31 protein-coding genes and 1 riboswitch are annotated in these 24,401 nt (G+C 34.4%); of the genes, 22 read left to right on the top strand and 9 right to left on the bottom strand.

What is annotated here, in order from left to right; all coding sequences use genetic code 11:
* Window positions 1-64: 64 nt before the first annotated feature.
* Entirely contained in the window at window positions 65-664 is a 600-nt protein-coding gene (locus JMM81_RS17000) for an NADPH-dependent FMN reductase (RefSeq protein WP_256242755.1), read from the top strand.
* 109 nt (window positions 665-773) lie between these two features.
* Here JMM81_RS17000 and JMM81_RS16995 read toward each other — a convergent pair whose 3' ends face one another.
* Both JMM81_RS16995 and JMM81_RS16990 read right to left on the bottom strand, forming a co-directional pair.
* Window positions 774-1,313, bottom strand: coding sequence for a Gmad2 immunoglobulin-like domain-containing protein (locus JMM81_RS16995; protein WP_256242754.1), 540 nt, complete (start codon window positions 1,311-1,313; stop codon window positions 774-776).
* Window positions 1,314-1,553: 240 nt separating this feature from the next.
* A complete protein-coding gene (locus tag JMM81_RS16990; protein WP_256242753.1) occupies window positions 1,554-1,718 on the bottom strand; it encodes an aspartyl-phosphate phosphatase Spo0E family protein in 165 nt (54 codons plus the stop codon).
* Between the two features lie 473 nt (window positions 1,719-2,191).
* Between JMM81_RS16990 and JMM81_RS16985 the strand changes: the two genes are divergently transcribed.
* Window positions 2,192-2,524 carry a redoxin domain-containing protein gene (locus JMM81_RS16985; protein ID WP_305367836.1) on the top strand — a complete coding sequence of 111 codons (333 nt, stop codon included), beginning with the start codon at window positions 2,192-2,194 and terminating at the stop codon, window positions 2,522-2,524.
* A 115-nt stretch (window positions 2,525-2,639) separates the two neighbouring features.
* Here JMM81_RS16985 and JMM81_RS16980 read toward each other — a convergent pair whose 3' ends face one another.
* Window positions 2,640-2,936: a hypothetical protein gene (locus tag JMM81_RS16980; RefSeq protein ID WP_256242752.1), complete on the bottom strand. Its 297-nt coding sequence runs from the start codon at window positions 2,934-2,936 to the stop codon at window positions 2,640-2,642.
* A gap of 490 nt (window positions 2,937-3,426) precedes the next feature.
* Here JMM81_RS16980 and JMM81_RS16975 point away from each other — a divergent pair, with 490 nt between their 5' ends.
* Window positions 3,427-4,008: a 5' nucleotidase, NT5C type gene (locus JMM81_RS16975; RefSeq protein WP_256242805.1), complete on the top strand. Its 582-nt coding sequence runs from the start codon at window positions 3,427-3,429 to the stop codon at window positions 4,006-4,008.
* Window positions 4,009-4,076: 68 nt separating this feature from the next.
* Here JMM81_RS16975 and JMM81_RS16970 read toward each other — a convergent pair whose 3' ends face one another.
* From JMM81_RS16970 to JMM81_RS16955, 4 genes are all read right to left on the bottom strand, one after another.
* Entirely contained in the window at window positions 4,077-4,229 is a 153-nt protein-coding gene (locus tag JMM81_RS16970) for a hypothetical protein (protein WP_256242751.1), read from the bottom strand.
* Between the two features lie 262 nt (window positions 4,230-4,491).
* A complete protein-coding gene (locus JMM81_RS16965; protein ID WP_256242750.1) occupies window positions 4,492-4,677 on the bottom strand; it encodes a hypothetical protein in 186 nt (61 codons plus the stop codon).
* A gap of 95 nt (window positions 4,678-4,772) precedes the next feature.
* Window positions 4,773-5,039, bottom strand: coding sequence for a DUF3006 domain-containing protein (locus tag JMM81_RS16960; protein WP_256242749.1), 267 nt, complete (start codon window positions 5,037-5,039; stop codon window positions 4,773-4,775).
* Window positions 5,040-5,044: 5 nt separating this feature from the next.
* Window positions 5,045-6,232 (bottom strand): MBL fold metallo-hydrolase, encoded by a 1,188-nt coding sequence (locus tag JMM81_RS16955; RefSeq protein ID WP_256242748.1) that lies wholly within the window; start codon window positions 6,230-6,232, stop codon window positions 5,045-5,047.
* A gap of 468 nt (window positions 6,233-6,700) precedes the next feature.
* Between JMM81_RS16955 and JMM81_RS16950 the strand changes: the two genes are divergently transcribed.
* The 8 genes from JMM81_RS16950 (at window position 6,701) to JMM81_RS16915 (ending at window position 15,547) form a co-directional block, all read left to right on the top strand.
* Window positions 6,701-6,961: a hypothetical protein gene (locus tag JMM81_RS16950; RefSeq protein ID WP_256242747.1), complete on the top strand. Its 261-nt coding sequence runs from the start codon at window positions 6,701-6,703 to the stop codon at window positions 6,959-6,961.
* A gap of 144 nt (window positions 6,962-7,105) precedes the next feature.
* Window positions 7,106-7,220, top strand: a riboswitch (TPP riboswitch).
* A 138-nt stretch (window positions 7,221-7,358) separates the two neighbouring features.
* Window positions 7,359-9,143, top strand: a complete 1,785-nt coding sequence (gene thiC / locus JMM81_RS16945) for a phosphomethylpyrimidine synthase ThiC (RefSeq protein ID WP_256242746.1) — start codon at window positions 7,359-7,361, stop codon at window positions 9,141-9,143.
* A gap of 19 nt (window positions 9,144-9,162) precedes the next feature.
* On the top strand, window positions 9,163-9,330 hold the full coding sequence (locus tag JMM81_RS16940) for a serine protease (protein WP_256242745.1): 168 nt from the start codon (window positions 9,163-9,165) through the stop codon (window positions 9,328-9,330).
* A gap of 144 nt (window positions 9,331-9,474) precedes the next feature.
* Entirely contained in the window at window positions 9,475-10,278 is an 804-nt protein-coding gene (locus JMM81_RS16935) for a DUF2935 domain-containing protein (RefSeq protein WP_256242744.1), read from the top strand.
* A gap of 420 nt (window positions 10,279-10,698) precedes the next feature.
* Window positions 10,699-12,360: a ribonuclease J1 gene (gene rnjA / locus JMM81_RS16930; protein WP_256242743.1), complete on the top strand. Its 1,662-nt coding sequence runs from the start codon at window positions 10,699-10,701 to the stop codon at window positions 12,358-12,360.
* Between the two features lie 468 nt (window positions 12,361-12,828).
* Window positions 12,829-14,292, top strand: coding sequence for a SulP family inorganic anion transporter (locus JMM81_RS16925; RefSeq protein ID WP_256242742.1), 1,464 nt, complete (start codon window positions 12,829-12,831; stop codon window positions 14,290-14,292).
* Between the two features lie 22 nt (window positions 14,293-14,314).
* Complete coding sequence (locus JMM81_RS16920; protein ID WP_256242741.1) at window positions 14,315-14,734, top strand: universal stress protein; 420 nt, start codon at window positions 14,315-14,317, stop codon at window positions 14,732-14,734.
* Window positions 14,735-15,127: 393 nt separating this feature from the next.
* Window positions 15,128-15,547, top strand: coding sequence for a universal stress protein (locus JMM81_RS16915; protein ID WP_256242740.1), 420 nt, complete (start codon window positions 15,128-15,130; stop codon window positions 15,545-15,547).
* A gap of 378 nt (window positions 15,548-15,925) precedes the next feature.
* Here JMM81_RS16915 and JMM81_RS16910 read toward each other — a convergent pair whose 3' ends face one another.
* A complete protein-coding gene (locus JMM81_RS16910) occupies window positions 15,926-16,516 on the bottom strand; it encodes a guanylate kinase (protein WP_256242739.1) in 591 nt (196 codons plus the stop codon).
* A 376-nt stretch (window positions 16,517-16,892) separates the two neighbouring features.
* Between JMM81_RS16910 and JMM81_RS16905 the strand changes: the two genes are divergently transcribed.
* From JMM81_RS16905 to JMM81_RS16885, 5 genes are all read left to right on the top strand, one after another.
* Entirely contained in the window at window positions 16,893-17,138 is a 246-nt protein-coding gene (locus JMM81_RS16905; protein ID WP_309143503.1) for a helix-hairpin-helix domain-containing protein, read from the top strand.
* A 57-nt stretch (window positions 17,139-17,195) separates the two neighbouring features.
* Entirely contained in the window at window positions 17,196-17,966 is a 771-nt protein-coding gene (locus JMM81_RS16900) for an NAD-dependent protein deacylase (RefSeq protein WP_256242738.1), read from the top strand.
* A 142-nt stretch (window positions 17,967-18,108) separates the two neighbouring features.
* Window positions 18,109-18,843, top strand: a complete 735-nt coding sequence (locus JMM81_RS16895; RefSeq protein WP_256242737.1) for a polysaccharide deacetylase family protein — start codon at window positions 18,109-18,111, stop codon at window positions 18,841-18,843.
* A 44-nt stretch (window positions 18,844-18,887) separates the two neighbouring features.
* Entirely contained in the window at window positions 18,888-19,787 is a 900-nt protein-coding gene (locus tag JMM81_RS16890) for a TIGR01777 family oxidoreductase (protein WP_256242736.1), read from the top strand.
* Between the two features lie 101 nt (window positions 19,788-19,888).
* Window positions 19,889-20,257: a DMT family transporter gene (locus JMM81_RS16885; RefSeq protein ID WP_256242735.1), complete on the top strand. Its 369-nt coding sequence runs from the start codon at window positions 19,889-19,891 to the stop codon at window positions 20,255-20,257.
* Window positions 20,258-20,552: 295 nt separating this feature from the next.
* On the opposite strand, the gene JMM81_RS16880 is transcribed toward JMM81_RS16885, so the two are convergent.
* Complete coding sequence (locus JMM81_RS16880; RefSeq protein ID WP_256242734.1) at window positions 20,553-20,732, bottom strand: small acid-soluble spore protein H; 180 nt, start codon at window positions 20,730-20,732, stop codon at window positions 20,553-20,555.
* Between the two features lie 406 nt (window positions 20,733-21,138).
* Here JMM81_RS16880 and JMM81_RS16875 point away from each other — a divergent pair, with 406 nt between their 5' ends.
* The 6 genes from JMM81_RS16875 (at window position 21,139) to JMM81_RS16850 (ending at window position 24,210) form a co-directional block, all read left to right on the top strand.
* Window positions 21,139-21,516 (top strand): GntR family transcriptional regulator, encoded by a 378-nt coding sequence (locus JMM81_RS16875; protein ID WP_256242804.1) that lies wholly within the window; start codon window positions 21,139-21,141, stop codon window positions 21,514-21,516.
* Window positions 21,513-22,415 (top strand): ATP-binding cassette domain-containing protein, encoded by a 903-nt coding sequence (locus JMM81_RS16870; RefSeq protein ID WP_256242733.1) that lies wholly within the window; start codon window positions 21,513-21,515, stop codon window positions 22,413-22,415. The genes JMM81_RS16875 and JMM81_RS16870 overlap by 4 nt, the downstream gene beginning before the upstream one ends.
* On the top strand, window positions 22,393-22,965 hold the full coding sequence (locus JMM81_RS16865; protein ID WP_256242732.1) for a hypothetical protein: 573 nt from the start codon (window positions 22,393-22,395) through the stop codon (window positions 22,963-22,965). Before JMM81_RS16870 ends, JMM81_RS16865 begins: the two co-directional genes overlap by 23 nt.
* A gap of 19 nt (window positions 22,966-22,984) precedes the next feature.
* Window positions 22,985-23,476 (top strand): hypothetical protein, encoded by a 492-nt coding sequence (locus JMM81_RS16860; protein WP_256242731.1) that lies wholly within the window; start codon window positions 22,985-22,987, stop codon window positions 23,474-23,476.
* 76 nt (window positions 23,477-23,552) lie between these two features.
* The gene (locus JMM81_RS16855) at window positions 23,553-23,894 is read left to right on the top strand and encodes a DMT family transporter (RefSeq protein ID WP_256242730.1); all 342 of its coding nucleotides are present in this window, start codon (window positions 23,553-23,555) and stop codon (window positions 23,892-23,894) included.
* Between the two features lies 1 nt (window position 23,895).
* Entirely contained in the window at window positions 23,896-24,210 is a 315-nt protein-coding gene (locus JMM81_RS16850) for a DMT family transporter (RefSeq protein ID WP_256242729.1), read from the top strand.
* Window positions 24,211-24,401: the final 191 nt, after the last annotated feature.

Here is a 24,401-nt window from a genome sequence, read left to right as displayed (position 1 = left end):
CCTGAATTAGGATGTTGATGTTTGTACGAATCTTCACCAAAGAATAACTTAGGCGGTGTTAGAGATGGGTTTTTTAGATAAACTATTTGGTAGTTCAACTAATAAGGGGGAAGAAACGATGACAAAATTAAACATTGGTATTATTTTAGGAAGTACAAGACAAGGACGCGTAAGCCCACAAGTTGGAGAATGGGTAAAGAGTATTGCTGACAAACGTGGAGATGCAAATTATGAAATCGTTGATATCGCAGACTTTAAATTACCAATGCTATGGGAAACGGACGGAACAGAACCAGGAATCAAAGCTTGGTCAGAAAAGCTAAATGAATTAGATGGATTTGTATTCATTGTTCAAGAATATAATCATAGCATTTCAGGAGCCTTAAAAAATGCGCTTGATTGGGCACGTGATGAATGGAACAATAAAGCAGCAGGTATCGTAAGCTATGGTTCAGTAGGTGGAGCTCGTGCTGCTGAACATTTACGTGGGATTTTAGGAGAATTATCGGTAGCTGATGTTCGTGTACATCCTGCATTATCATTATTTACTGATTTTGAAAACGGAACAGACTTCAAACCAGCTGATTTACACCTTGAAAATGTAAATGGTATGTTAGATCAAGTTGTTTCATGGTCTACTGCATTAAAAACAGTACGCAGTTAATGAAAATAACCATTTTAAAAGCAAAAGAGGTTGACACTAAAATGTCAGCCTCTTTTAATTATTTAGGGTCATACATCAATCATTATCTATTTAACTCTGTTTTAGGAAGTTATTTAGTTGTAAGTGGGATTGTCAAAACACTCGTTTTCGAACCATCCTTAGCAGAATAAACAAATAGTTCTAAGGAAGTTTTTGGTTTTGTGATTAGATTTTTATCAAAAGTAAGTTTAAATTCTCCCCAAGCAGGTGCACCATCTGTTTGATAATAGTTTTCTAGAAGCTTCTCAGTTCCAGAAACAATGGCATATTGAAAAACACCTTCAAATACTCTTGCTTTTCCCTTAACGATGATTCCCTCATTGCTTTCGGTTATGATCACTGATTTAAATGAATCATTCTCATATTGCTTTTCCGCGTCTAGTTCATTAGGAGGTTCTTCAGTTGTACTTGTATTTTCACTACCCTCATTTCCAATAGTACTGGGTGTCTCATTCTCTTCATTTTCATCCACAATAGGTACTTTGTTTTCCTCATTTTCAGTGACATTTGGTGTTTCCTTCGAATCTACTTGTGTTTCGTCTTTTTGAGCGCATGCAGATACGCCAAAAAGAATGAGTAGAAGCGTCAAAAACAGGGTTGATTTTTTCATTCACGTTCACCTCAATTATTTTATTTACCTTGTTATTGGGTCTAAACACGGTAGGTGAATGCCTTTTTTAATAGCTATACACTTACATCCATTATAACAGTGTTCTCTATTAATGTAGGCATTCTCAAATAATGGTATCCTTATTAAAAGAGTCTACATACTTCGGAACTTTTTAAGGAAGGTAACTGAACTTTGGGGAGGAAGGAATAATTTGATTCCTTTTACTATAAGTTGTGAAGGTTATTTAATTAACTTTTGATATAGTACAATAAACTGGTCAAGTTTCTGACTAGCAATAATAGTTTCAGAACTGTTAAATCCATGTTTTAGGCCGGTTTCAATTAGTTCTTTTCTATGTTTTTCGATGGCGGTTTCGATCTTTGCTTTTGTATATGTGACTCCCATAATTATACACCCCATAAAAGAATTAACATATTTATTTTACAATTTATTCCTAAAAATGTTAAATGTATTCTATCAATCGTAAAATATCTATTAAATAGATATTATTAATAAATACCTATTTAAATAATCGATATCCATTATAATATAAAACATGTAAATATGATAATAAGTATGTAATTAGATGGATTTTGAAAATGCGAAGTGACTCTTCGTTAAAAGGTATCATTTTAATTGACCAATAGTGTAGCCAACACTATAATTGAATTAAAATGAGCATAGAAGAAAGGAGAAATATGAAACGTAAAAGCTTTGCCCTTAGCTTAATCGTTATATTGCTTTTAACAGCATGTGGTCAAAATACAATAGATCAATCCTTAACTTTACAGGATCAGAATGAGAATAAAATCACTTTTCCTACGGATACACCAACATTGTTTTTCTTCATCACGACATACACCTGAGGCACATGTCAACTGCAACTGGTCGAGTTGCACAACAATTTGGAAAAATTAGAAGGAATTGATATTCCGATGTATATTGTCAGTAAGGACACTCCAGATCAACAATTTGAGTTATATCATGCGATTGAAGAGAAATTTGGGACAAGTCTTCCTTTTATATCAGATCCAGATTTTCAATTAATTGAATCAATGGGAATGAGAAATGGTGATGTAGCATACAGAGGGTATGGAATGATTGATCAAGAAGGAAATGTCGTCTTTAAAACGGTTAATGATTTTTGGGGAGAAGAAATCGATAAAACTGTTGATGAGATCAAGGCAGAATATCGAGAACTTGAAGAGTAGCTAGTATGTATTTATATAGGGGGCCATAAAAGTAAAGAGTAAGAGATTTAAGAGAATATTGGATATGTTTAAATATTTGAAGCTATTTCATGGAAATAGCTTCAAATATTTTTGTTCACTTCCTTTCTTTTTTTCTTTTTTTTAAGATGTAATCGATCAAGTCAACATTGTTATCGATATAGTTTAATCTTTCAAAAGCATGCACGGACCAATCTGAATTTCTATGCATGGCTGAAGTAATATGGCGTAATCCAAAAGTATATCTTGAATGAAGCTCAGAAATAACATAGCTTAGTCTGATCAAACCTTTCTCTTTCTTCAGAATTTGATCAATATCGTCTTTTATCCAATTAGGTGCATTTTCAATCGCTTTTTCAACTAATAGTTGGAAGTCTAATTCTTCATTTTTCATCTTTTTTCACCCTTGCTTTTATTTTTAGTATAGTTTTTTGTAGCATAGACTATTCTTTGCCTTCTTAGAATACCAAATACATTACTATAATTCAAAAAATGAAATATTCCCATAAAATTTATAGTTTATTCTTTCTTATTATCCCTTTTTTATACTTTGAATGAAAAAATATGAAGGAGGGCTTTTTTTAATAGTAGATCAAGAATTATGGTAAACTAAGTTTAGTCAAATATAAACGAGGAAAAGTTTCGTTTATCCCACTCTTAAAGGGCAGTAAGACTCCCACCTCAAGATTCTGAGTGTATAAAGAAAGATGATAGGTGGGAGATCAACTGCCCGTAAAGGTCCGATAAGGGCGACTGGAGGATGAAGAAAAACTCCCACTGATGGAAGTCTTCTTTATTTGAAAGGCTATTTATCAATAATAATTATTAACATAGCTAGTTGAAGAAATAAGAACGTTAACTCTAAATAGAATCAGCAATCTAATATAAAGAGGGATATAAATATGAAATTTGGTTTTGATATTGATGATACTTTAATTAATCTAAGAGAACATGCTTTTCACATTTATAATAAAAAACTGGAACAAAATGTGGCTCTTGATGTTTTTCATGCATTAAATAGAGTTGAAATCCATGAACCATTTGGATTAACGGATCAACAAGGGAAAGAAATGTGGGATGGTTCATTAGAGGAGATTTATTATACCACTTGTCCACCTTTTCCGGATGCGGTTGAAACGTTACAAGCATTAGAAAATGAAGGACATGAAATCTACTATATAACCTCAAGGCCAAAAGAACATGGAGAACGGACGAAGAAATGGTTAAAAGAACAGGGGTTTCCCGTTCGAGATGATCAGTTTTTCTACGGTATGAAAGATGAAGAGAAGGTTGAAATTATTCAAGAATTGGAGTTGGATTATTATTTTGATGATAAACCGGCCGTTCTTAATACACTTATTCATGATTCACTAAAGGTGGTTGTGAAAGACCAATCTTATAATCGATATTTGGAGTTACCCCGAGTTATCCATTGGGCAGACATACATAAGATTATTGAAAATTGATTTGAATATTGTTGAATGATTAAGGAACTAGTTTTCTTTTTTGAAATGAGACTGTTCACTTTAAATAGTTAAATCCGCAGTTGATTTGCGGATTTTTCTTTTTGTTTGGTGCAATCAAAACATATCGTTTTTCCTCCCGCTGTTAATACACCATTGAAAAAGCCATCCAAACAATAAAGATTTTTGCCACATTCACAGCAGGTGCCTACAAGTTCTTTCATACCATTCACTCCCAATATTTTTTATTCGTAATGATTGTCATCACGATAGATAGTGAGGTTCGTATAGCAGGGATATGTACGTAGTAATAACAGCGAAGTGAAAGGAGGTTGGCCGACCGTTTCTATACTATGTCGAAAAATTAAGCTGGACTTATATATTTATATGTTGAAAAGGAGTTTAACTTGCAGGTAATTAAGGTTTGATAGGAAGAAAATCAAAAAGAAGGTAAGACTCAGATTTAATTTGAGTCTTACCTTCTTTTTACTTGCCCAGTAATGCCATTAAACCTTTAAATAGTAGAAAAAGGGAGAAGATTACAATAGCTAAAATCCCGATTAAGGTAGTGATTGGCTCTAAACTTGCTAAGAAAGTACCTGCTAAAGGAACCTTTAATAATGCAAAACCAGCTAAAATACTAGCTAACATTAAAAAAATAAATCGATCCATGCTGTCACCTCTCCTTTCAGTACATTATATGTGCAAGTAAAGGGGAGGTGAACCAAAAATAAACTTTTATGACAAATGCGTATATATAATAATGATCATTTTTTTCTTTTAAATTTACTAGCTTTACTTTTTGAACGAAGTTTAGCTAACATGTTACTAACTTTTTCTTGTTCGGAAGTGGTAGCTTCATGATTAATATGGATTGAAGTGATGTTATCTTGGACGATAACAAGGTCAAACCAAGTTTGTGGTTTACTTCCTTCAGGTAATTCTTGTATAGGAACGAAAAATTCTCGATTTAAATCTTCAACAAGAATAACGGCTAATTTATTTTCCTCAATGCGATCTAAGTAACCTTTCATGTCATTCACCCTCCTACACAAGCTAACCCTTGTGCTAAAATATCTTTCATTTTTGCAGGACCAATACCATCTATTTTAGATAAATCATCTACCGAATTAAATGGACGCAAATTGACTAAATCTTGTGCTCGAGCAGGACCAATATGGATAATGTTTTGTACTTGTTCAATTGAAGCTGTGTTAATATCGATGCAGTTCCCATTGATGGCAGGTGGATTCATTGCGTTATTTGATTCAGAATCTACAGGATTTTCCTCCGGTGTTTCTGCTACAGAAGAAGGAGAGATTGTCCCATTTTCTTTTGTTTCAATACTGTAACCTTTCCCGTCAGTGGTTACAATAATCGTGCCGTTAACATCTGTTCCATATAATTTAATCCCGGAATTTCGAACTAGATTTACAACTTCTGCATGAGGATGACCATATTGGTTATCTTCTCCAGCACTATAAATGGCTACTTCTGGATTGACCGCATTTAAAAAAACTTGATTCGTAGATGTGTTTGAACCATGATGTCCTAAATGAAGGATTTCTGCTTTTAAATCGGATCCACTATTCACCATTTCCAATTCATTTTCCTGAGCAGCATCTCCTGTAAAAACAAATCGAACATTTCCATATGTCATTTTTAACGATATAGATTCTTCATTGCTCTTACCAGTAATTACTCTAGGATATAGAATTTCTACCTCTAAAGGACCAATATCATATTCTTCACCCATTCTAGGTTCATGGTACTCTATACCTTTAGAGTCGATGGCAGATAATACATCTTGAAAGGTTTGGGATGTACTAGCATTGCCTGACAACCAAACCTCGTCAACGTCAAATGTATTAACCACCTGGTCAAGTTGTCCAATGTGGTCTGCATCTGGATGCGTACCGATGGCAATGTCAATTTGATTGATATTTTGGGATTGAAGATAACTACTTACATTTGTACTGTTAAAGTTACCAGCATCAATGAGAATTGTATATTCCTCCCCGTCTCCAGAGTATTGAATAAGAGTAGAATCTGCCTGTCCAACATCAATATAATGAACTTTCATTTCATGTCCAGCATTCGGCTCTTCTTTTGAATTCTCACTTGTTGCTGTGCTTAACTCAGTATTTTCATTAGGTGCCTCTGTACATCCGGTCGCTATTAAAAGAGTTAGTATAGTAAAAAAAACGAATAGATATTTCTTTAACATCAAATTCCTCCTTAATCATTCAATATTTGAGTGGATAGTCATTTACCTCGTTATTTTTTACTGGAACTTATGGTAGTTCTAAACGAATGTGTTTCTGCAATAAACGGAGATGCTTTTTTAGTAAGTAGGGATTAGAAGAAAAGTATAATTTATTAATAATAAAACTTTTTTATAAAAGAGTAAAAGGATATGAAACTTTTTGTCTAAAAAGAGAAGGTTTCATATCCTTTTTGTAGTTCTAATCCTAATTTGTATCTTATCATCCTTTATCCCACTCTTAATGGACAGTAAAACCCCACTGATGGAGGTCTTCTTTAGGATCTTTTTGAGAGTATCAGATTATTCAAGGTTCTTATACCATTTCCACTTTTTCTTTAGGGATTTTCATATAAGGATAATGATAGGAGAAACTAAATATGGTATAGAAAATTAATTAAATATAGAAAATTAATCAAATGAGGTGACTTGATGAATCCATATGTAGAAGTCAGGAATGTCTCAAAGGTTTTTGGCAAATCTCCTAAAGCTGCCATTGATTTATTGGAGCAGGGTAAAACAAAGAAAGAAATTTTAAAAGTAACAGGGCATACGTTTGGTGCATGGCTTCCAAGTACTCATATTGAAGACTACAGTACCTATAAAGCTGATTTAGTTGACCTCGGACGAAATTTTCATGGGACGAAGAACGGACTGGTTGTACCAAAGTATATTGATATTGATTCGGTTTAAAGCTTGAAATGAAAAATGAGTGAGTCTCCTTTTAGGAGCTCTCTCACAAAAAAATACATTGAAATTTCTAAAAAAAATAAAAATAAATAAAATTATGTATTGTATTTTTCTATAGACTCTAATATAATTTGATAGAAACTTAATAGAAATAACTAGGGGAGTCCAATAAGTTGGGCTGAGAAAGAAACACGTTGAAGTTTCTTGACTCTTGGGACCTGATCTGGATCATACCAGCGTGGGGAAGTTAGCATAATTTTAAGACAAAACAACTTCTGCATACATATTAGCCGGGTCCAACCATTTATGGACCCGGCTTTTTTATGTGCTTCTATGAGCTTTACCACTTGCTATGTTTCATGTCTCGTCCTCTACATTCAAAAAAAGGGAGAGATTTATTATGTCAAAGGCTTCATTACACGAAAAAAACATTTCCATCATGTCTAGTTTTCCAGGTAGTAAAAAAGTATATGTAACAGGTTCAAGACCTGATATTAAAGTGCCGATGCGTGAAATTGAATTAAGTCCGACAACGGGTACGTTTGGAGAAGAGGAAAACCTTCCAGTCCGCGTATATGATACAAGTGGTCCTTATACGGATCCCAATTATGTAGTTGATATTACAAAAGGTCTTCCTGCTATTCGAAGCACATGGATTCATGAACGTGCAGATGTTGAGGAGTATGAAGGTCGAGAAATTAAAGCGGAAGATAATGGGTACAATGATGAAAATGATCCTCGTGCCAATCATAATGTGTTTCCTGGTTTACAACGTAAACCCTTACGCGCTAAAAAAGGAAAAAATGTTACACAGCTTCACTATGCCAAAAAAGGAATCATCACTCCTGAAATGGAATTTATCGCATTAAGGGAAAATATGAAACCTGAATTTGTGCGTGATGAAGTTGCAAGGGGTCGAGCTATTATTCCTTCTAATATCAATCATCCAGAAGCAGAACCGATGATAATAGGACGAAATTTTCATGTCAAAATTAATGCGAATATTGGCAATTCTGCTGTTTCGTCTTCTATCGAAGAAGAGGTTGAAAAAATGACCTGGGCCACGCGTTGGGGTGCTGATAATATTATGGATCTATCAACAGGTAAACATATTCATACAACACGAGAATGGATTATTCGAAACTCATCTGTTCCAGTCGGTACTGTCCCAATTTATCAAGCTCTGGAGAAAGTGAATGGTGTTGCTGAAGATCTTACTTGGGAAGTTTACCGTGATACCTTGATTGAACAAGCAGAGCAAGGTGTTGATTATTTCACCATTCATGCTGGTGTTCTTTTACGCTATGTTCCATTAACAGCAAAACGTGTAACAGGTATTGTATCCCGCGGTGGGTCGATCATGGCACAATGGTGCTTACACCACCACCAAGAAAGCTTTCTATATACTCACTTTGAAGAAATCTGTGAAATCATGAAATCTTATGATGTTGCATTCTCTTTAGGAGATGGTTTACGTCCTGGGTCTATTGCAGATGCAAATGATGAAGCGCAGTTTGCAGAATTAGAGACTCTTGGAGAGTTAACAAAAATTGCTTGGCAGCATGATGTACAGGTAATGGTTGAAGGACCTGGACACGTACCAATGCATTTAATTAAAGAAAATATGGATAAACAACTAGAAGTGTGTCAAGAAGCACCGTTCTATACACTCGGACCTCTTACGACGGATATCGCTCCTGGTTATGATCACATTACATCTGCTATTGGAGCTGCCATGATTGGTTGGTATGGTACGGCGATGCTTTGTTATGTAACACCAAAAGAGCATTTAGGTCTGCCAAATAGAGATGACGTTCGTGAAGGCGTTATTACGTATAAAATTGCTGCACATGCTGCTGACTTGGCAAAAGGACATCCAGGAGCACAAAAGAGAGATGATGCTTTATCAAAAGCTCGTTTTGAATTCCGTTGGAGAGATCAGTTTCATTTAGCTTTAGATCCTGAACGTGCAATTGAGTATCATGATGAAACGTTACCTGCAGAAGGTGCAAAAACAGCCCATTTCTGTTCTATGTGTGGACCGAAGTTCTGCAGCATGAGAATTTCCCAAGACATTCGTAATTTTGCGAAAGAAAATAAACTTGATACGGCGGAAGCGATTGAGATAGGTATGAAAGAAAAGGCTCAAGAGTTTAAGAAATCTGGCGGTAGCATTTATCAGTAACTTCTTGGGAGGTATAAAAGTGAATACCGAAAAAATTGAACAAGAAATCAATCAATTAAAAAACCATATTGCGTTTTTGGAGTCTTGTTTAAAAGAAATTCAACAAAATTGCGATCACCATTTTAAAGGTAATCAATATTATGAAACATGTGAGAAATGTAATAAGGTAAATATATTCTATTATTAATGATAAAAAACTGATCCAATTCTCTTGGGTCAGTTTTTTATCGTTCCTTTTAAACGGGGTTTTTCCGTTTTTGCTCATATGTATATCCTTGTTAAAATAAAAATGATAAAAGGGTTCATTATTTTAACATTTGGAGGAGAGTAAATGAATCATTCATTCGAGAACGTAGCAACATTTGAGCATCAGTTTTGGCTGCAAATCTTAGGGGATCATTCCCGTTTTATCTATGAGTCCTTAGCCCCCGTAGAACAAGAAAACATTAGAATGGCATCTGAATTTATTCAAATATTTGACACTCTCCTTAATCAAGTTAATTCGGCAGACATTTCACAGCTGACTATTGCGGCAGAAAAAGAAACGTTAAAACTTCGTGAATTTAAACTAAACTTAATTAAAAAACATTTGTTAGGTAAAATTAAAATACAGCTTTCTCCAACATTTATTAATCATATGGTGAACGAATTGGAAGAGTATGTAAGGCTACTAAAGTATTTTAAGTCTAATCAAATTCCTCCCGTTTATCATGAACTCCATCACCATTTGGTTTGGCTGTTAGATGCCGCCGGACATGCAGGTGCCATATCATCCAATTTGGATCATGTTGAAAAACGATTAAAAGAGAAAAGTAATCAATATACGAATCATTTTGAAGATTTTTATTTAAAAGCAGTAGAAATGTCTGGATATTTACGAACTCATTTATCTACTTTTCCTGCATTAGAAAAGATGAATGTAGATGTTACTTTAGAAATGAAATTATTTAAGCATTTTCTCCATGAATTAGCGGAATTAGAACTTAGTGCACAGGCACTTGGAATATTCTCTCCTTTAATGGCCGATCATATGTCACGTGAAGAATGCTATTATTTAATGAAACTCGCTGAATCGGCAAATTTAGAAAAGCCTAATTGTGATCCGGGAAAACCTAGACTAAGGAAGGTAAAATAATAAGATGAAATAATGATGAAAATAATAATTGGAATAATGATAGCATTTTATATAAATTAACTGGGGACGATTATTTCATTAATATATATCTCCTTCAAATAACATGGACGTTTCTACAAGATGTAGAGACGTTTTTTTATTAAAAAGTTTCAAAACAGTTCATTTTAGGGATAAATGATGTTACACTCTTTTTATTCACTATCGACCCGACTTTTATGGGAGCTAAAAGTCAAAAAATAAAAAGGTATAAAACGTTAGAAAAAGTAAGTAACGGATTTCTCATATTTGAGGAAGTGAACCCGTTGAGAGGGTTGTTGCATAAACACGTATTCGGAGAGTTTTACTATCTTTTCTAGAATAGCAAGCTTTAACCTATTAGCTTGGTTATATAACACATTATTTATATTAGGAGTTGGCTATATGAATGGTATAAAGAACGGTATTAAAATAGTTGCATTAGGGGGACTCGGTGAAATTGGTAAAAATACTTATGTCATTGAGTATAAAAATGAAATGGTCCTTGTAGATTGTGGAATTAAGTTTCCTGACAATGAACTATTCGGAATTGATTATGTATTAGCGGACTATACCTACCTTAAACGGAATCAGGAGAAACTCAAAGGGATTTTTATCACTCATGGACATGAAGATCATATTGGAGGAATACCATTTCTACTTCGTGATGTACGGGTTCCGGTATATGGAGGGGATTTTGCAGTAGAATTAATGAAAGGCAAGTTGGAAGAACATCGAATCAAAGGTGTTGAATTCCAAAAAATAGATAATGATACTGTTGTGCAATTTGATCATATTAAAATACGTTTTTTTCGTACTACACATAGTATTGCAGATTCCTTTGGTGTGGTCATCACGACTGATGAAGGAAATATCGTCCACACAGGAGATTTTAAGTTCGATTTAACACCAACGGGTAGGGAAACGGATTTTTATAAAATTGCAGAAATAGGAAGAGAAGGGGTACTTTGTTTATTGTCAGATAGTACAAATAGTGAAATTCCTGGATTTTCTATATCAGAAAAAAGAGTAGGGGAAGCAATTGCCGATATTTTTCGGACAGTAGATGGAAGAATTATTTTTGCTACGTTTGCTTCTAACATTGATCGTATCCAGCAAGTTGTGAAATCATCCGTAGAATACAAACGAAAAATAGCAATAATTGGGCGGAGTATGGAAAAAACGATTGAAATTGGAAGGAAATTAGGATATATAGTGGCGCCAGAAAGTGCATTTATTAGTGTGAATGAAATTGGCCGAACTCCAAGTAAGGATGTGACAATTATTTGTACAGGAAGCCAAGGAGAGCCAATGGCTGCGTTATCTCGAATCGCTAATGGAAATCACCGTCATGTTAAAATTATTCGGGGAGATACCTTTATTTTCTCTTCATCCCCAATTCCAGGAAATGAAATAAGTGTTAATCGAGTAACTGATTTGATCTATCGTGCTGGTGGCAACGTTATTCATCATAAGATCAGCGAAATACATACCTCTGGACATGGAAAACAAGAAGAACAAAAGTTAATGATTCGTTTATTAAATCCCAAATACTTTTTTCCTATTCATGGAGAGTATCATATGCTTCAAGCCCATGTAAAGTTAGCTGTTGACTGTGGAGTACCCACCGACAATTGTTTTATTTTAGATAATGGAGATGTATTAGAACTATCCTCTCAACGTGCGCAGATGGTCGGTAAAATCCCTGCTCAGCCTGTATATGTAGATGGAAGCGGGATAGGGGATATTGGTAATATTGTATTACGGGATCGCAGAATCTTATCGCAAGAGGGTCTGATCATTATTACAATGAATATAGATCGAAAAGAGAAAAAGCTTATTAACCGCCCTGCAATCGTAACAAGAGGGTTTGTTTATGTAAGGGAATCAGGTGAGCTTTTAAAAGAACTTGAGGAGCTTATTTTGGATAATATTATGTCTCAATTGAGCGAAGGAATGAAGGGATGGACAGAGATGAAAAAAAGAGTAATAGAAGATACTCAACCATTTCTATTTCAAAAAACCGGTCGTAGACCGATGATTTTACCCATTATAATGGAAATATAATACATGTTCATTGAAAGGTTTACGATCAATAATTAAAAACTGACTTTACGATTATAAAGTCAGTTTTATTTTGCCCATTGAGTACCAAGTCTCCTTCTCTGGCTTTTTAAGGATTGTTACTCAGTTCAATTGACAGTATTTTTTAAAAGAGTATTTAGAATGATTACTCGTTCAATCCCTTTATTATATAAAATACGTATAGATAATTAGTTCCAAAATAATTCGATTTTGGAGCGATTAACGCTCCCTTCTTTTATTGATTGTCGAACTCCAAAATGAGTCCCTGATCTATTATTGGTATTAATATTCTAGTTTCGAGAAAAATAGGATTATCTTTGAAATCAATTTTTATTTTAAAAAAGTCTCAAAAAGGTTCCAATTTGGTTCAAAAGGTGATAAACTATTTCAGTTGTGTCTTAAGGGCTGATTTTTTATGAATCAAAAATATAGATTTGGGGGTATATGAAAGTGGTTGAAAAGATAAAAAAAGAATGGTTTTCAAATGTTAGAGGAGATATCCTTTCTGGGCTTGTTGTAGCGCTAGCGCTAATTCCAGAAGCGATAGCATTTTCTATTATAGCAGGAGTAGATCCGATGGTTGGATTATATGCTTCTTTTATTATAGCAGTTATTATTGCTTTTGCTGGGGGAAGACCCGGAATGATTTCAGCTGCAACGGGTGCGATGGCATTATTAATGGTTCCTTTAGTAAGGGACCATGGAGTGGAGTTTTTATTTGCAGCCACCATATTAACAGGAATCATCCAAGTGCTTTTTGGCGTATTTAAAGTAGCAAAATTAATGAAATTTATCCCAAGAGCCGTCATGATTGGATTTGTTAACGCCTTAGGTATTTTAATTTTCATGTCTCAGGTTCCACACTTTATTGGGATCTCCAATATGACGTATGTATTTGTTGCGATTACATTATTAATCGTGTATATCGTACCAAGATTTTTCAAGACTATTCCTGCACCGTTAATTGCCATTGTTTTGTTAACCATTGTTGCGGTTTTTTCGAATTTTGAGTTGCGAACAGTGGGTGATTTAGGGACTATTACACAGTCACTGCCGTCGTTTTTTATTCCTAACGTTCCATTTACACTTGAAACACTTGCTATTATTTTTCCATATGCCATTTCTTTAGCGATTGTAGGTTTGTTAGAAAGCTTACTGACAGCATCGATTGTAGATGATATGACCGGAACAGAAAGTAATAAGAACCAAGAATCTAGAGGACAAGGAATTGCCAATTTCATTACTGGTTTCTTTGGTGGAATGGCTGGATGTGCTATGATTGGACAATCTGTCATTAATGTAAAGTCCGGTGGACGAGGTAGATTATCTACTTTAGTTGCAGGTGTATGTTTAATCTTCCTTATTATTGTGTTAGGTGATTTAGTTGTACAAATTCCAATGCCTGTTCTTGTAGGAATCATGATTATGGTATCGGTTGGTACATTTGACTGGAGTTCGTTCTCTTATTTAAGAAAAGCTCCAAAAACAGATGCAGTTGTTATGTTGGTAACCGTGATTATTGTTGTTGCGACACATGATTTATCAAAAGGGGTTCTTGCTGGGGTTGTTTTAAGTGCGATCTTCTTTGTTGCTAAGATTTCAACGATACAGGTAACGAAACGCCAGGAAAAAGAGAAAATCGTTTTTGATGTGGAAGGGCAATTGTTTTTTGCCTCTGTTGATGGGTTTGTAGATGCATTTGATTTTACCGCTGAAAACAAAAATATTATCATCGATTTTTCTACAGCTCATATTTGGGATGACTCAGCAGTAGGAGCTATTGATAAAGTAGTGATCAAATACCGTGAGAATCATAATACAGTAACGATTAAAAATTTAAATGCAGCGAGTAAGAAACTTGTTGATAAATTAGCTGTGTTTAATGACCCAGAGGCAAAGTTATCTGCACATTAATTCATTAAATGGAGTGATAAACATGTATAATAAGATTTTATTAGCAGTAGACGGATCAGAACATTCTATGAGAGCTACGAATGAAGCTATTAAGGTGGCATCATTAGATGATGGTTCCGTGATAGAAGTAGTATATGTTGTAGATTTTGCAAAAGCAAAAAATGAAGTTTTGCATTCTCAGGGGAAAGAAGCATTAGAATATGAAAGAAGGAAGAGGCTTCTACCTATTGAAGAAAAGCTAAAATCTAATCACCTTACTTATGAAGTAAAAATATTACATGGAGAACCTGGCCCTTCTCTGGTTGAATATGCAAATAAAGAAAAGTTCGACTTAGTTGTGATTGGAAGTAGGGGACTTAATGCTTTACAGGAAATGGTACTGGGAAGTGTGAGTCATAAAGTTGTTAAAAGAGTTAATTGTCCAGTTCTTATTGTTAAATAAAAATGGTTTAATACTAGTTTCTCCTGAGTATCAAGCGAATTTAGTATTATGAGAATGTGAAAAACTTTTATTTCGATCAATGAGTAGCATAAAAAACAACCTACTTATAATATAAGCGGGTTGTTTTTTATAAGGTTACGGGCTTTAAATAATGTGTAGAAAGTGTTCAAAATGGAGATAAATGAATATACTGTTTAAACTAAGTATATTTTTCTATGAAAAACAATTTACAATTAAAACTTCTTGAGTTTAAAATAAATGTAATCGATTACATTTATTTTAATAAACCCGTATTTTGGAAATGAAATATAATTCTACATTAAACGGATTAACTGTTGTTGATGAAAAATTAATATATAAACTTAGTACTTATTTAAGGGAGGAGTTAAGGAAGTGTACAAAAAAATATTATTGGCAACTGATGGATCCGAACATTCAAAAAGAGCTGTTGAAAATGCTATTCATATTGCGAAATGTAGTGAAGGTTCTAACGTTGAAATTATTTATGTTGTTGATCCAGAACGAGCGAAGTCTGAAACACTAAACAATTGGAACTCAGCCGATTTAGGTGACAAAAGAAAAAAACGTATAATAGAAGTGGAAATGATGGCGAAAGAATCAGGTATTTCATATGAGATTAATATATTGACCGGAGAACCGGGACCAACAATCGTAGAGTATGCCAATAGTAATAAAGCAGATATTATTATACTAGGAAGTAGGGGGTTAAATGTGCTCCAAGAGTTTGTATTAGGTAGTGTCAGTCATAAAGTGGCAAAAAGAGCAAATTGTCCAGTTTTAATTGTAAAATAAGAGTTCAAAAAACAGAAGGCTAGCTATCTTTTTCTAATTCATCTAATTGATTTTGTCTACTACGAAAATAGAATAATGATGAATGGCTCTGCTGCTTCGCAGGGCTTTTTTTCATAGTGTTAGATGTAATAACGATAGGATCTAAATAAGAAAATATGGCTGACTTATGAAAATATCTATCAATTGATTTAGGTCAATTTAATTTTTCATGTGGAGGTATATTATTTGATGTATGGTTCATATGAGGATAGTCAGTTTCAAATGAATGTAATCTCCATTTTATTTAGAATCAAAATAGTTTGAAACAGGTTGTTGAAAATTAAAGGTAAAAAAACACGAGCGTTTAGCAACCAACACTCGTGTTTTTATTTTAGCCGTTTAATAATCTGTTATGATGATATCTCTGTCTAGAAAAGCTTCAATCACTTCACTTATTTGAAAAGAAACTTGAGGCAAATCAAAGTTTTCAAAGGCATGTTCACAATTATTTTTATAGTCCATGATTTCATGATAATGGTTCATAAGACGATTGATATCTTTTTCACTTTCTTCCCGTGCCTTAAGTCTATTCAAAACAGTATCACGATCTGCATAAATGAAAAAACGCATGACACGATCACCATACATATTTTTTAATTTCTCGGTACCCTCTGGATTCAAAGTTAAATAAACAAGATTATGAGTTTCAAATGCTTTGACTATATCCTGTTCACGAATACCATAATAGAATCCATCGATTTTGACACTTTCAAGAAACTCTTGTTTTTCTTCTATTTTTTTGAAGGCTTCTTCATTAACAAAATGATAGTCTTTGCCATCTTGTTCATAGTGCCGAGGTGGACGAGTCGTGTAAGAGAGGACGGTCTCCATATCAAAGGTGGTCGCAACCATTTTGGAAATTGTTTTTCTACCAGACCCATCTGGTCCAGTGTAAATGAATAGTTTTTCTTTTTCTTTAATTTTATACATCGAAGATCCTCCTTTAGTAATGGATAGTTTAATGAATGTAACTAACTCTTTTAAAATACGTACGGTAAGTATTCTAGCGGTGAGATAAACCTTTCGTATATCTTAATGAATTGTACGAAAGCATGTGGAAAGAATTCGTCTCCAGTATTGGCCACGATATTAAATTATACATATAAAATGGCCTATAGTACATATTTGAGGACTTTATTTATCATGATATACTCATTATATCAAATTTTTAACAAAAGTCTAACTTTTCTGACTTTTGTTCCGTATACTATTATTTAGAAATCGTCTGCAAGAGAATGAAGTGATTCATACATAGTAGGTTAAAATATATAATCAATTTAACGAATCAATGAAAGGGGAAATCAAGTTGACGCAAAATGATCTCATGATGGAAAGTGATCTTCCTAGTAAACTAGCTAAACCGGCACATCGGGCACTCGAAGGAGCTGGATATTTGCAGCTTGAACAGTTAACTCTGTTAAGCGAAGCAGAGGTCATGCAATTACACGGGATGGTCCTAAAGCAATGGAACAACTTCGTCAAGCGCTTGTGGTTAAAGGTCTCACTTTTTCAAAAAATTCTTGAGTGTACCTCTGTTTTATCAAAACTATAGATAGGTAAATAAAAGGAGAAGCAGATAAAATCATTTAATATGAGGAGTTTATAGGATATGGAAAATAATATGATTGAAACATGTACAGACTTTATTAAAAAGGCTAAAAGTATCGTTGTCTTAACAGGAGCTGGTATTAGTACGGAATCAGGGATTAAGGATTTTCGATCCAGTACTGGAATTTATCAAAAAGCGCCAGAATATATTCTTTCTCTTGATTATTTCTATGAACATCCCAAGGAATTTTATCAATTTGCTATAGAGAATCTTTATCATCCTGATGCTGTTCCAAACATAGGGCATGAGATTCTTGCAACATGGGAGAAAGAAGGAAAAGTAACTCATATCATTACACAAAATATCGATGGTCTTCATCAAAAAGCTGGCAGTGAGAACGTCATCGAGTTTCATGGGACTATGAAGACCGCTTCTTGTATGAATTGTGGAAAGATCTATTCAACGGAAGAAATGGTGAATCGGTTAAATCAAATGGTGGATTACTATATCTGTAACCATTGCGATTCACAGTTTAAACAAGACCGTTATATAAGACCAGATGTTGTTTTGTTTGGGGATGCAGGAGAATGGTTTACGCTTGAAGGGTTTCAGACAATTAATCATATGATCAATCAAGCAGATTGCCTTTTGGTGTTAGGTACTAGCCTAAAGGTAACGCCTTTCTCCACATTCCCCCAAAATAGAGGGGAAGAGGCACCCATGGTTTTGATCAATAAAGGAGATTCTCCCTACGATCATTCGTATGGGACATATGTTATTCATGATTCGATCGGAAAAACTTTGGCTCAAATAAATGAGAATCTACGTTAAAATAAGAAAATAGAATCCAAAATACAAAAAGTATAAATAATGATTCGAATAATTTTTGTAGATATATGGACTAAACATAATAGAAATGTGAGGAGGATGGAAGAATATACGATATAAAAATAGTGAAAAAGCGAGGGATTCTATGAAAAAGATTGCTGCGTTTTTACTTTGTCTTCTTATCGTTTTTCTTCCAACAAATGTTTTTGCACAAAAAAAAGTTCCGATCTTAATTTATCATTCGATTGACGAGTTTCAAGGATCTGGTTCTAAAGAGTTATATGTAACCCCGAATAACTTTGAAGAACAAATGAAGTATCTACGTGATCATGGATATACATTATTAACTTTTGATCGTTGGCAAGATAGAAATAAAGTAAATAAACCTATTTTTATTACATTTGATGATGGATACAAAAACAATCTTAATGCATTTGCTATTTTTCAAAAATTGAAAAATGAGCGTTTCACGCCAATGGGTACCATATTTGTTATTTCTGATTTTATTGGGGGTCCAAATCGTTTATCCCAATCAGATTTAAAAATGCTGGTTGATTCAGGACTTATGTCGATTCAGTCCCACACTGCTACACATCCTGATTTAAATACTATTGAAAACTATGAATACGAGTTAAAAGTATCCAAAGATAAAATTGAAAAAATAACAGGGAAACCAGTGATCGCTCTTTCTTATCCATATGGAAATACTAATGATAATGTTGTAGCAGAAACAAAGAAGTATTATCGGTATGGACTTACGACCACTCCTGGACCATTCATTGAGAAGGGGATACAAGATGAACTCTATTACTTACCACGGATCTATATTAAATATTCAACGACACTTGAAGAATTTGCTAAAATTGTTGATGAATCATGAAGGCGGTCACCTATAGATAAACAATTGGTAGGATGGGGGAAGTTATGAAAATTGTTATTGCTGGAGGTTCGGGGTTTATTGGGCAGAAATTAATGGATACCCTTATAGGTGAAGGGCATGAAGTTATAATTTTAACACGGAAGACGAAACAGGTTGAGGGGAATGTACAGTATATAAAGTGGCTTAATGAAGCCGATGCTCCAGAAAATAAAATAGAAAGTGCAGAGGCATTTATTAATCTTGCAGGCGTATCAATAAATGATGGACGCTGGACTGCAAGCCATCAGAAACAAATTTACGACAGTCGAATGACCGCAACAGACGAGTTAATAAGAATCATTAAGGCATTACCTGAAAAACCCTCTGTTTTTATTAATGGAAGTGCAATTGGCATTTATCCTGCATCGGTAGACGCTATATATACAGAAGATTCATCGGAAATGGCAAATGACTTTCTTGCTCAGACTGTACATGATTGGGAAAAGAAAGCAGCAAGTTTAGAAGCTCATGGGGTCCGTACTGTCTTTATGAGATTTGGGGTTGTGTTGGGCAATGAGGGTGGAGCCCTTCCCCTGATGGTGTTACCCTATAGATTGTTTGTCGGAGGTACAGTTGGTTCAGGACAACAGTGGGTGTCTTGGGTGCATGTAATGGATGTTACACGAGCCATTATGTTCGCTATCAATCATGATAAAATAAGTGGACCAGTTAACGTCACATCGCCATTTCCAAAGACGATGAAGGATTTTGGTCAAACCATTGGTGCTGTTTTGCATCGTCCACATTGGTTACCGGTGCCTTCATTTGTTATGAAATTAGTACTTGGACAAAAAAGTGCACTTGTTCTTGACGGACAACATGTTGTTCCTAAAGTATTAATGAAAGAGGGGTTTGATTTTTCTTTCCCTTCTCTTGACTCCGCATTGGGGGATTTGCTTACATAATGTATTGGTTAATCAACGTCTGATATATTATTGTTAATATGGAGGCTAATCACCAGATGTTTCGTTAAACGATTAAGTATACATAATAGGAGGCTGATAAAATGGCTTATTTATTTTTAATATTGGCCATTATTTGTGAACTGGTCGGAACATCGCTATTGAAAGCTTCTGAAGGATTCTCTAAGATATACCCTACTGTGGGATTGATTATAAGTTTTGTTTGTTCTCTTTTATTTTTGTCCTTATCGCTTAAAACAATCCCTTTAAATGTTGGGTACGCCATTTGGTCTGGGTTAGGAACTGTAGCGACTGTCGCTATTTCTATTTTAATTTGGAAAGAAAAAATAAATGTTGCTAGTGTTATAGGGATTACCTTTATTATAATTGGGGTTATCGTATTAAATCTCTTTGGACCTGGACACAGTGATTCTGCTAAAACGGATTACCCAGTCAATGAAAATAGTTATTAAACAACTTGAATAGAATTGTAATCCTTATATAACAAAGAAGATAGGTGGAGAATCAACTGCCCGTAAAGGGCCGATTTTTGAAATTTCATATTCAAGACCTCCTTATCTAAGCAGACGGGTATTTTTCATTAAAGTTCCATTAATTTTTTTATTGAAAAGGTTTTGTAAGAAGGAGATTTTGATCTTCTTGTTAAGAAGAGGGGATAAATAGTTAAAGAAGATTTCAATTGAATTTAATCAAACATGAAGCCACCACCCGAGGGGATGGTGGCTTCATGGGAAAATATCTGATAAATTATTGTTCATTTAAGCTTGTTACAGAAATATTTTGTTTATTATTTGGTTCATCAAGTGAATGGATTGTAGCTGTTCCATTTTGTTGATCCACGTGCTCAATGTAAATGCTTTCTCCATTATAGGTTACATTAGCCATAATTGGGGATGAAGCAATTTCTTGTGCTCGTTGTGCGTTCATTATAGTCACCTCCTTTTGATTTTCAATAGTTATAATATTTGTTCCAAATTACTTAGATATACTGTTGGAATTAAAATTGCTTCCAAGTTCAAATTGGTTATTCCCATGACTATGAAAATAAATTTTAACTTCGTGGAACCCCTCTGTTTCTCTAGTCCATTATTTTGCTTCACTTAATGCTTCTAAATCATCTACATAAGTAAATGGATACTCAATCATCCATTCACCTTTAAGAAATAAACCAATCTTTTTTCAAAACATGCTTTTTTTATTGTTTGTTTATTAATGTTATTAGTATCAATGTGATCAAACTTTATTCTACAGTAATAAAATATTGAAATAGTTTCCAATTCATTATATACTACATTACAACAGTAATGCACTATATTGGAGGGAGGCGGAGACCATTCTTAATTCGAATAGTTCTAAGCCTATTTATGTGCAAATTGCAGAGTGGCTGGAGTCGGAAATATTAAACGGACATTTTGTGAGTGATGATAAGGTATATTCACAATATCAATTAGCTGAAATGTATACGATCAATCCTGCAACTGCTGCAAAAGGACTCAATCTTCTAGTGGACGAAAATATCCTCTATAAAAAGCGAGGTCTTGGCATGTTTGTCACAAATGGAGCAAGAGAAACGATCCTCAATAAACGAAAAAACCAAACATTAAAACGCATGGTACAGGAATTAGTTTTGGAGGCAAATCGGCTACAAATTAGTAAGACAGAATTGATTGACATGATCAACAAAGCGGGTAACGAGGGGGACGGACAATGAAGGTGATTGAATGTACAGGTTTGATGAAAAGATATGGAAGGAAAAATGTGCTAAATAAGCTTTTTTTTTCGATTGAAGAAAATAAAATAACAGGATTAATTGGTCGAAATGGAGCTGGCAAAATAACTTTACTTAAAATCATTTCTGGTTTTATAAAAGAAACAGCAGGAGAGATGAATGTTTTTTCCGAAAAACCATTTAATAGCCTAAACGTTTCCGTCAACACGATTTTTGTAGACGACCAAATGAGTTTCCCTCCAGCCCTACAGCTAGGCGAATTATTGGATGTGGCAAGTCAATTTTATCCAAATTGGGATCAGGAATTGGCTCATCGGTTGTTTGAGTATTTTTCCTTTGATCCAAAGGAATATCACAATCGGCTTTCAAAGGGAGAAACAAGTACGTTTAATATGATCATTGGTTTAGCTGCTCGCTGTCCCTTAACGGTTTTTGATGAACCGACAACAGGAATGGATGCAGCCGTAAGAAATGATTTTTACCGTGCACTGCTTAAAGATTATATTGCCTATCCTCGTACGATTATTCTTTCAAGTCATCATCTAGATGAAATAGAGGATTTGCTAGAAGGAGTGTTACTCATCAAAGATGGCACAAAATATTTGCATATGCCTATTTCTGAGTTAAAAGAATGGGCTATTGGTATAAAAGGAACGATAGAAGAAGTGCTTAATTGGACGGGAGAAAAAGAGATTCTTTACAAGAATCAAGTAGGAATCAATACCATGTATGCGGTTGTGAAAAATGAATATTCCGAGACTGAACTCACTCAGGCACATCTTGAAGGGGTGGAAATTTCACCTGTTCGTTCAAGTGATCTTTGTGTCTACTTAACAAATGAAACGAAGGGTGGGATTGATGATGTCTTTAACGACCGCTAATTTAGCAGAAACGGTGAAAAAACAATATAGGTTTAAGCTTAAATCCAATATCGATTCTTTCAGTGCACTTATTGGAATTCAATTATTAGGTATCCTTCTTTCATTAGGTGGAGTTGCTTCAACGGGAAGAAGCGGCATGAACATGAGTATTGATGTAAAATACTACTCTGCTGATTTGGTGATTATTTTTACGATGTTGTGGTCTTTTGTGACAGCTATTACCATCACGACAAAACCGTATCGTAATCATGATTTTTCGTTCGTGACGAATCGTCTTAGCAGTAGCTTATCTAATATTCTCTTTCTATTAACAACTAGTATTATGGGGAGCATAACGGCTATACTTGCAGGGAATTTGGTGAGAGTACTAGTGTTCATTCTATTTAAACAAGAGCTTTATCACTCTCACAATTGGTCACAGGAGCTTATATTAGGAATAGGGATTACCATTTTATATGTATTCTTCGTTAGTTCTATTGGTTATTTAATCGGGGCACTTGCTCAAGTAAGTAAAGGGTTTATTATTCTTATTCCTGTTTATCTCCGATGATCGGATGGGGAAGGAGAAAATGCGACAAGTGGAGATAGACGAAGCCATGAATGAATTAGAAATGAATCTTCGTAAAGGGAGTGTTGAGCAGGTTGATGATCAGTATTTATTAAATAAGAACCGTTTCGATGATTATCAAGATCAAACGTTAAGGATCGTATATAGAAGTAAGTATGGACCACGGATTTTTGTGGAAAGAAAAATGAATGATGATAAGCTTATAGAAGTTTTCACTTATGTTAATGGGTTAATGATTGGCGGGATCGATTTTTCTGATAAACTCATTCCCGATAAAATAGAGTTAGAGGGAAATGTTCTTACGATTATTCCAACAGCACAAAATATTCGTTTGTCGATTACGAGTGCTAGTTTTCCAGTAGGTCAATTTACAGGGGAATCCATTTTTAATCACTCATTCAGCAGTGTAGACCAGGTCATTTATTTACGTGTTCCAAATGATCTTCAGTTAAATACTGAAGGTGATGTGTTTCTTGTAAAAGTAGGTGAGTAAAAAATAAAAAGTATAAGGATATCTGAAATGGACGGGTTTGATCGGTAGAGGAACTGTTTACATGGAGGAGCAAAGAATGAATCAGAATTGGGCACTTGTCATTATTGCGGGCATTCTTGAAATACTGTGGGTAATGGGATTGAAATATTCGAGTAACTGGATTTCTTGGATTGCGACTTTGATTGTTATTTATTTATCGTTTGTTGTGTTACTAAAAGCTACAGAGAAATTACCCGTTGCGACCGTGTATGCTGTTTTTACAGGAATTGGGACAGCGGGAACAGTTGTAATTGGGATGGTTCTGTTTGATGAAATCTTTAGTTGGATGAAAATATTTTTTATCGTTTTACTCTTAGTTGGTGTATTAGGATTAAAGCTGATCACCACAGAATCAGATGAGAAAGAGAGTGAGGCATAAAGTGAGTTGGATGTACCTTGTTTTGGCTGGTATGTTTGAAGTGATTGGAGTGATAGGGATGAACAAAGTCAATCAATCGAAAAACATTCAGTCATACTCTATATTGTTTTTAGGATTTTTCATCAGTTTCTTTTTTCTAGGACAAGCCATGAAAACTCTCCCTATGGGGTTATCCTATGCAGTTTGGACTGGTATTGGAACGATAGGTGGGACACTTGTCGGTATGTTATTTTATGGAGAATCAAAGGACTGGAAACGGATTTTATTTATTGGAATGATTGTAACAGCAGTTATTGGTTTAAAGTTGACATCATAAGTATTTCTTCGCAAGCGATTATAACTGGGACAAGTTACTACCGGTTAAGTTAAGTAGAAAGAGGAGAGGGGAAGAAAAAATGAGGAAACGGAAAAAATATATCTTCTTTTCGTTGCTACTATTACTATTCCTAAATGGATGTAGTTTAAGTAATCCTGTAAATGAAGATATTTAAAAATTATCATTTCATT

It is taken from the genome of Bacillus sp. V3B (genome assembly GCF_024494465.1).
Classification (GTDB): Bacteria; Bacillota; Bacilli; order Bacillales; family Cytobacillaceae; genus Bacillus_BD.
Note: the sequence above shows the minus strand (reverse complement) of the source record. Positions and strands in the feature narration are given on the sequence as shown.